The sequence below is a fragment of the Pontibacter sp. HJ8 genome (assembly GCF_054824225.1).
On the sequence record NZ_JSYF01000124.1, the window covers coordinates 1 to 8272 of the forward strand.

Annotated in this window: 7 protein-coding genes; 4 read left to right on the plus strand and 3 right to left on the minus strand. The window is 53.3% G+C overall.

The features are described from left to right. The first annotated feature begins 68 nt into the window (after positions 1–68). Positions 69–1244 (plus strand): CaiB/BaiF CoA transferase family protein, encoded by a 1176-nt coding sequence (locus tag OB13_RS06900; protein ID WP_461489421.1) that lies wholly within the window; start codon positions 69–71, stop codon positions 1242–1244. Between the two features lie 119 nt (positions 1245–1363). Beyond that, on the plus strand, positions 1364–2035 hold the full coding sequence (locus OB13_RS06905) for a hypothetical protein (protein ID WP_461489422.1): 672 nt from the start codon (positions 1364–1366) through the stop codon (positions 2033–2035). A gap of 141 nt (positions 2036–2176) precedes the next feature. On the opposite strand, the gene OB13_RS06910 is transcribed toward OB13_RS06905, so the two are convergent. After that, positions 2177–2923 carry a phenylalanine 4-monooxygenase gene (locus OB13_RS06910; protein WP_461489423.1) on the minus strand — a complete coding sequence of 249 codons (747 nt, stop codon included), beginning with the start codon at positions 2921–2923 and terminating at the stop codon, positions 2177–2179. 501 nt (positions 2924–3424) lie between these two features. Here OB13_RS06910 and OB13_RS06915 point away from each other — a divergent pair. Both OB13_RS06915 and OB13_RS06920 read left to right on the plus strand, forming a co-directional pair. Beyond that, entirely contained in the window at positions 3425–4549 is a 1125-nt protein-coding gene (locus OB13_RS06915) for a sulfatase-like hydrolase/transferase (RefSeq protein WP_461489424.1), read from the plus strand. A 189-nt stretch (positions 4550–4738) separates the two neighbouring features. After that, a complete protein-coding gene (locus tag OB13_RS06920) occupies positions 4739–5893 on the plus strand; it encodes a hypothetical protein (protein WP_461489425.1) in 1155 nt (384 codons plus the stop codon). 62 nt (positions 5894–5955) lie between these two features. On the opposite strand, the gene OB13_RS06925 is transcribed toward OB13_RS06920, so the two are convergent. Then, positions 5956–7833, minus strand: coding sequence for an ABC-F family ATP-binding cassette domain-containing protein (locus tag OB13_RS06925; RefSeq protein WP_461489426.1), 1878 nt, complete (start codon positions 7831–7833; stop codon positions 5956–5958). A gap of 96 nt (positions 7834–7929) precedes the next feature. After that, positions 7930–8272 (minus strand): SPW repeat domain-containing protein (locus OB13_RS06930; protein WP_461489427.1); only part of this gene is annotated, 343 nt, incomplete at its 5' end.

The following is an 8272-nucleotide window of genomic DNA, read 5'->3' on the forward strand; positions in this document are numbered from 1 at the left end:
CCCCATGCAGGTATACCTAAACCTTCGGACCTCTATGAATCCCATCGAAAACCAAACATCACAGCGGCATGGCAACGGCTGTTTTTAAAAATTTACGGGTGCTGGAGCTGGCTAGCGTGCTGGCCGGGCCCAGCGTGGGGCAATTCTTTGCGGAACTGGGAGCCACCGTCATCAAAATAGAGAATGCCGCTACGCAGGGCGACGTGACCCGCAAATGGAAATTACCCACCGAAGACGCGGCCACCGATATTTCCGCCTACTTTTCAGCGGCTAACTGGGGCAAGCAGTCTGTAGCGCTCGACATCACCGATCCGCCGGCGCTGGCGGCCCTGCACCGGCTGGCAGTCAATGCAGATGTGGTCATTGCCAGCTACAAGCCCGGCGATGCCGAAAAGCTGCAGGTCGATTATGCGACCCTCAGCCGGCTAAACCCCAGGCTGATCTACGGGCACATAACCGGGTATGGCGCCCAGGACAGCCGGGCCGGATACGATGCTGTCGTGCAGGCAGAGAGCGGCTTTATGTACATGAACGGAGAAGCCGGGGGGCTGCCTACCAAGATGCCGGTCGCCCTGGTGGATGTGCTGGCGGCCCATCAGTTAAAGGAAGGTATACTGACGGCGCTATACCTGCGGGAGCGTTCCGGAGAAGGGCAGTATGTGACGGTGTCGTTGCTGGAGGCGGCCGTATCGGCGCTGGCCAACCAGGCGACCAACTACCTGGTGGCCGGGCATAATCCGCAGCGGATGGGCTCCGAGCATCCTAACATCGTGCCTTACGGCAGTGTATTTACGACCGGCGATGGCAGCCAGCTGGTGCTGGCGGTGGGCGATGACCGGCAGTTCCGGAGGCTCTGCCAGGTGCTGGGCGCTGCAGGTATAGCAGATGATCCGGCCTTTGCCACCAACCGCGCCCGGGTGCAGCACCGCCAGGCTGTCAACGGGAAACTGGCGGAGCTGATCGGGCAGCAGGAACGGGAGCCCTTGCTGGAGGCATTGCACAGGCAGCATGTACCTGCGGGTGCCGTCAACAGTGTGGCTGAAGTGTTTGAGCTGCCCCAGGCACAGGCGATGTTGTTGCAAAGTGCAACATCCCGACCCGGCATCCGGCAGGTGGCATTCCGGGGAGCAGGTATAGGGACCTGCGCTACAGTGACTGCACCGGCTGCTTACGCGCAGGATACTGCCTCCGTGCTGCAGCAACTGGCCGGGATGAATCAGGAAGAAATACAGAAAATACTGTAAGCTTTCTTTAATTTAAAGTATTGATTGTTAGGGTATAACGATTTGTTTAAGAACAATTTGCAATTTTGTAGAGTACAAATTAAATCCGACCAAAATAATAATGATTACCCTTGAAGATTATGAAAGACAGACTCGATGATATTATAACAGGCCTGCAGCAGAAATCCGCTACCAAACAAGCGATCTACCGCCATACCAAGGAGACCTTTGAGCGCATGAAGGAGATCTCGATTGAGCTTGTGGAAGAACTGACAGAACGGATCACCAAATATAATTCGGATGTGGTGATTGAGTACCGCAACATCAGTGAACTGGAATTTCAGATCAAGTTTTCAGGCGATCTGCTGGTATTTGTGATGCACTCCAACATCATCACCTTCCCCGATGATTACGAGATCATGCGCACGGATTACATAGAAGAAGACTTCAGCAGGAGATTTTTCGGCCATATTATGGCCTACAACTTTATGGCCGATACCATCAAGTACAACCGCCTGGATGATCCGGGCTACCTGGTCGGGCGCATGCTGATCAACATCGAGAAACATTTCTGTATAGAAGGTGTCAAGCAGCTCGAGCTCTCCTACGACCAGATTGCCCGCAATGTGGTCAATGATACTACCCTGCGCCTGATCGTGGAAAGTGCCATGGTAGCAGCCGTTAACAACGACCTGATGGGCCAGGATGTGAGCGATCTGGAAAAGATCACGCTGAAGCAGAAACTGGAGAACGCACAACTGTCCAGTCCACGCAAGCTGGGCTTTATGATCAGCCACGAACTGACACATTAAGCCCGCTACTTTATGCTCACTTCGAGAACGAGGGAGGGCGCGCTTCCTGCAAAACGGAATAGTAAAGAGAAATAAGAAACCCGGCACTGTCTTTCGGAGGAAAGACAGTGCCGGGTTTTATACTTTCCGTACACATCCGGTTTATTCAGCCGGTGCCAACTCCTGCTGGCGCAGCTTTGCCAGCGCTTCTTCAATGGCAGGCAGGCTTTGAAGTAACTCCTCGAAGCTGCTGATACAGAAATACTGGCTCTGGAAAGTCTCTTTGATGTAAGAGGAATTCAGGATGTGCTGCACATCAAAGGGGTATTTCACGCTCTCCTCCGATACCGAAAGATTGCTCTCCCCAACAGAAGAAAGGATGCCTGCGCCGTAGATCTGTGCCTTTTGCCCTGGCTGGCGGAACAGGCCAAACTCGATCGTGTACCAGTAGATGCGGGTAAGCCGGTCAATAATATCCGGTCTGTCCAGGTGGCCGAGCGCCATCTCCGAGAGTTTTGCCAAAAACTCACAGTACACCGGTATGGTGAGCAACGGCACATGGCCGAATACATCATGGAACATGTCGGGCTCCTCCAGGTAATCGAGCTGCGCCATGGTGCGCACCCATACCGTAGCCGGGAACTGTTTGTTGGCAATGAGCTGAAAGAACAGCGCGTCGTCCACGATGCCGGGGGCAGCTACCACTTCAAACCCGGTCAGGGGCTTCAGCTTCCGGTTTATTTCAGCAAAGTCCGGTATGTGTTCCCGGTTGAAGCCCACTTTTCCCAGGCCTTCGAGGAACTCCGGGATTGCTTTGCCGGGCAGGTTTTGGATCTGGCGGTCAAAGAGGATGGTCCATACCTTATGATTTTCGGTGGTATAGCTGCTGTAGTTTTGTGTCAGGTTCATGGTGCTTGATTTCTATAATTGGATTGGGTATAAATGAAAAAAGCAGAGCTCTCGCTCTGCTTCAGTTTTATCAGCTGGGGGTGTCTGTCCGGACTTCCCTTATTTACGATGTAACATCTTGTCTGATTGCCTGAGAGAGCGCGTGATCGCAACGGTAATAATAACCGTAGCAGTAACGATAAGCACGCAGGCAATAAGAGGAAACAGCATGCAGCAGCTCCATGCCAAGTGGCATTGGAAGAGAAAGTGTCGCTATGGCTGCTGGTGTATGCATTTGTTTTTGGGTAGTGCAAAGAAGGCAATATTCTGGGGTAAACGCAAGAACAGCCGCCAGGTTATTTAAAATTGAGCTGGGCAAGCTGCCATGAGCTGCAACCGGTTTCCGCCCCACTATCGGAAGATGCTCCTGCTATACGCTCCCTGTTGCGCGGGCGTGCCTGAATTTGCCTTGGATTCGTATAGATAAATATGGGAATCAGGCTGATTTAATGTAGAAGAGGTATGGCAGCATCCGTACAGGCTGGCAGGGCAGGAAGTGGCGTCAACAGAAGCAAGTGGCTGATCCATACCTTTGTCCTGGCGCTGTATGCCGGGCTGTTATCCTGTGCTGCACCTCCCGGAGGCGAGAAGGAAATCCGTACGGATAATGTCATCATAGTGGTCATCGACGGTACCCGCTGGTCCGAAACGTGGGGCGCTACGCCGGGTCTGATACCCAATATGTCTACCAAGCTAAAACCGCAGGGCAACTTCCTCCCGCACTTTTTCAACGATGCCTATACCTATACCAATTCGGGGCATACGGCCATCACGACCGGTGTCAATCAGCCGATTGATAATTATGGCGATGAGTATCCGGCCAATCCCTCCGTCTTTCAGTATTTTCTGAAGCAGTCGGGTAAACCGGCCACCGCCGCCTGGATCGTTTCGAGCAAAGACAAACTGCACATACTGGCCGATACGCAACGGCCGGACTGGAAGGGGACTTTTCAGCCTTCGGTGAATGCGGGCGTAAACGGCCCTGGTACCGGTTACCGGATGGATTCGCTCACGTTGATAGAGGTGAAAAATATACTGACTACCCACAAGCCCAACCTGATGCTCATCAACTTTATGGAGCCCGACGGGTTTGCCCATGCCGGCAACTGGGAGAACTACCTGAGGGGCATTTCCCGGGACGACAGGTATGTCATGCAGCTTTGGGAGTTTCTTCAGGAGAATGAAGCCTACAAAGACAAGACGACCCTCTTTATCACCGCCGACCATGGCCGGCACCTGGATGGAATAGACGGTGGCTTTACCGAGCACGGCGACAACTGCCCGGGCTGCCAGCAGATTTACCTGGAGGTAGTGGGGCCAGGTATCCGAAAAGGTGAAACGGAGACCCGCCATACCTTGATCGATATCGCACCTACGATTGCCCGTCTGCTTAAATTCGAGATGGACTCTGTTGTAGTCGTGCCGCGTGTAGATACCACGGTGGTCGAGCTGGCCATGGACACCACCCTGGCAGTGCCCCGGAAAGACTCGATCCGGTTGGAAATAAAAATGGACTCTACCGTCATGAAGGGAAAGGTGATGCGGGAGCTCTTTTCCCAGAAACTCCTCAGGCAGCTGCGACTCTGAGCCCGGCTGCTGCCAGTGCGGCAACAACGGCACTGAACGATAGGCCAGGTATAACCGAAGCTAAAAAAGCTTACCCAAAACAGGCCGCCTCCTCCTGTTCCGGACAATTGAATCTGCTGACCGCTTACGCAGGCCGGTGTTTGTGCTGACGGCCGTTCGAACCTGAAAACCGAATCAACCATCGCGAAAATGTTATCCCTTACTCTTTTTCGACTGACGCGTGACCCTGCTTCCCGCTGGGTATACCTGCTGCTGGTATGCGTTGTCCTGTCTTGGCAGCCGGGGCTGGCGCAGCCCTTGGCAAGCGCTGGTGATTCGGCAGGAGCGCAGGAAGCAGATGCGGGCAGGCGGATCAAAGAGAATCCTTTATTTACAAATGATGAAGTTCTCCAACTAAAGCTAACCACAGACTACCAAAAACTTCTCAGAGACAGGGGCGATGAGCGGGAGTACCATCCGGCCACCCTGTCTTATACAGACTCGACAGGAGCCACCCAAACGCTGGATCTGAAAGTGATGGTACGCGGCAACCGCCGCCGGGACCCCAGAGTGTGCCGGTTCCCTCCGATCATGCTCAATTTCATCCGGAAAACGATGCCCAAAGGGACCATCTTTGCAAAGGTGAACAAAGTGAAGCTGGTGACGCATTGTATAAATGAGGATTATGTGCTCCGCGAATACCTGGTGTATAAGCTCTACAACATCATCACGGACCAGAGCTTCAGGGTGCGGCTGTGCCAGGTAGAGTATGTGGATGTGACGGGCAATCGGAAAACAGAACAGCGCTACGCCTTCATGATCGAGGATGACAAGGAAATGGCCACCAGAAACAAGGCAAAGCTGGTGCCGGCTAAAGTTAGGGTCCGAATGGATAAGACAGAAGAGCGCGCCATGGCCAAACTGGCTGTCTTTCAGTATATGATCGGCAACACAGACTGGTCGGTGCCTTTCCGCCACAACATTGACCTCATTTCGACGGACTCGCTCGCTGCTCCTATACCTGTACCCTTTGATTTCGACTACAGCGGAATTGTGTCCGCGCCCTATGCCACGCCGCCACCTGAGTTGGGCATTCCTTCTGTCAAGAAGCGGCTCTACCGCGGGTATAGCTTCCCGGACAATATTTACACGGAGGTGATCAACACCTTCAACTCCTACAAGACCCCCATTTATGCTGTATACAGGCAGTGTGATCCGCTGAGCAGCAGCACCCTGAAGCAGTCTCTCAAATACCTGGACAGCTTTTACAAAACGATCAACAAGCCCAAGAAATTTAAAAACGAGATCGTGCGGGTAGGGGAGAAGAACGAAGGCGCCTATGTGACGGTGAAAGGGCTGAAATAAAAATCGCGATGAAAGCAGGCAGGCTGCATCCCATCGCGATTTAAATGAAAGGAAGGTATAGCTTACATCAGCTCGGCCAGTTCCAGCCAGCGCATTTCCTTCTCTTCCAGTTCCTGGTTTATACCTTCCAGCTCGGAGGCCCAGGCGGTCAGTTGTGCGTGGTCGGTGGTGGTGCCAGCATTCATTACATCCGTGAGCTCCGTTTTGCGGGCTTCCAGTTGTGCCAGTTGCTGCTCCAGTTGCTCGTACTCTTTTTTCTCCTGGTAGCTGGCCTTGCGCTTGTTTACCGATGGCTCTTGTTTTTTCTCTGCTGCAGGAGCCGGGGCCGCCTGTTTGGTTACCTGCTCTACCTTCTCCTGCTCCTTGAGCCACTCACGGTAGTCGGTATAATTGCCCGGGAAGTTGCGGATCTTGCCCTCGCCTTCAAACACGAATAGGTGGTCCACCAGCCGGTCCATGAAGTAGCGGTCGTGCGATACCATGAGCATGCAGCCGCCGAAGTTCAGCAGGAAATCTTCGAGTATGTTGAGCGTGATGATGTCCAGGTCGTTGGTCGGCTCATCGAGTATGAGGAAGTTGGGGTTCTTGATGAGTACGCGCAGCAACTGCAGGCGCCGTTTCTCGCCACCGCTCAACTTGCTCACAAAGGTATACTGCTGGGCAGGCGGGAACTGGAAGTGCTGCAGAAACTGGCTGGCTGTGATCACTTCGCCATTGGCCATCTCCACGACTTCTGCAATCTCTTTGACAATATCGATCACGCGCTGATCGTCCTTGAAAGTCAGCTCGTCCTGGGTATAGTAACCGAACACGGTTGTCTGGCCGGCATCGATCGTGCCGCTGTCAGGCTGCAGTTTGCCGGTGAGCATGTTGAGGAAAGTAGACTTGCCGGCGCCGTTGGGGCCAACGACACCGATGCGGTCCTTTTTCTTGAACACGTAAGAGAAATTATCCACGATTTTCTTGTTGCCGAAGGACTTGGAGATTTTCTCGACCTCGATGATTTTGCCGCCTTGGCGGGTCGTTTTCACGGAGAGCTCCATTTGCGGGGCTGTTATCTTCTTGGCTGCTTTTTCTTTGAGTTCTTCAAAGGCATCGACCCGGTACTTGGCCTTGGTGCCACGGGCTTTGGGCTGCCGGCGAATCCAGTCGAGCTCTTTGCGCATCAGGTTGCGGGCTTTCTCGGTTTCGGCTACGGCCATTTCTTCCCGTGATGCCTTCTTCTCCACAAAGTAGCTGTAATTGCCTTTGTAGGTATAGAGCTGCCCGTTGTCGAGTTCGGCTATTTCGTTGGCCACCTTGTCGAGGAAGTAACGGTCGTGCGTTACCATCAGCAGGGTCGTGTTCTGGGTCGAGAGCAATCCTTCGAGCCACTCAATGGTATCCAGGTCGAGGTGGTTGGTAGGCTCATCAAGTATGAGCATGCTGGGCTCTTCAATCAGCACGCGGGCCATGGCCACGCGCTTGCGCTGTCCGCCGGAGAGGTGTTTGATCTGCTGGTCCAGGTTCTGGATACCCAGTTTGGAGAGGATCTGCTTCACCTTAACCTCAAAGTCCCATGCCTGCAGCTCATCCATACGCTCCATCACGTGCTGCATCTTTTCGGAGCTGGTGTCCGGATGTGATATGGCTACCTCGTATTCCCGGATCACGTCCAGCACTTCGCCCTGTCCCGAAAATATGGTCTGCTGCACGGTCAGCTCTTCATCAAACTCCGGGTTCTGGCCCAGGAAGCCAATGGTCACTTCTTTGCGCACGCTCACGCTGCCTTCATCGGGGGGGAGTTTGCTGGCCAGTACGTTGAGGAGTGTGGTCTTGCCGGAGCCGTTCACACCCACTAATGCCACCCGTTGCCCCTGGCTGAGGCCAAAGTTCAGGTTCTTGAAAAGCCAGCGTTCGCCAAAGCTCTTGGATATATTTTCTGCTGATAGGAAATTCATTCTGCAAATTTAGGCATTTATACGCTTAGGTACAGGCAAAATAAAACAGGCTGGCTAATTAAAGCCAGCCTGTTTTGGGAATGGAGATAAACCGGTTTATCTCAACGGGTCTTCGTTGGCGGTTTTGGTTTTGTAGGCCCTGCTTGGTACGCGGTGCGTTGTCAGGGAAGCCAGTATAGAAAACACCCCAAAAATCACATGCGGGGTGAAAACATAGTCCGCAAAACCAAACAGCCAGGGAGAGAGCGCTAGAATGACGCCAATACCGAAGTCCATCATCAGGTGAGTCTGCATAGGAATCATCTTCACGATACCTACTTCGAAATCCGTCATGATGGTTTGAAGTAGTACCAGAACGCCGACCACGACCAGCACCCATGTCTCAGCACCACCTCTGGCAAAGTCAAACAGCCAGGGGGAAGCGATCATCAACAGACCA

Excerpts from the sequence above, each read along its gene's own strand:
- OB13_RS06900 (WP_461489421.1), top strand. The coding sequence starts at position 69 with ATGGCAACGGCTGTTTTTAAAAATTTACGGGTGCTGGAGCTGGCTAGC.
- OB13_RS06905 (WP_461489422.1), top strand. The coding sequence starts at position 1,364 with ATGAAAGACAGACTCGATGATATTATAACAGGCCTGCAGCAGAAATCC.
- OB13_RS06910 (WP_461489423.1), bottom strand. The coding sequence starts at position 2,923 with ATGAACCTGACACAAAACTACAGCAGCTATACCACCGAAAATCATAAG.
- OB13_RS06915 (WP_461489424.1), top strand. The coding sequence starts at position 3,425 with ATGGCAGCATCCGTACAGGCTGGCAGGGCAGGAAGTGGCGTCAACAGA.
- OB13_RS06920 (WP_461489425.1), top strand. The coding sequence starts at position 4,739 with ATGTTATCCCTTACTCTTTTTCGACTGACGCGTGACCCTGCTTCCCGC.
- OB13_RS06925 (WP_461489426.1), bottom strand. The coding sequence starts at position 7,833 with ATGAATTTCCTATCAGCAGAAAATATATCCAAGAGCTTTGGCGAACGC.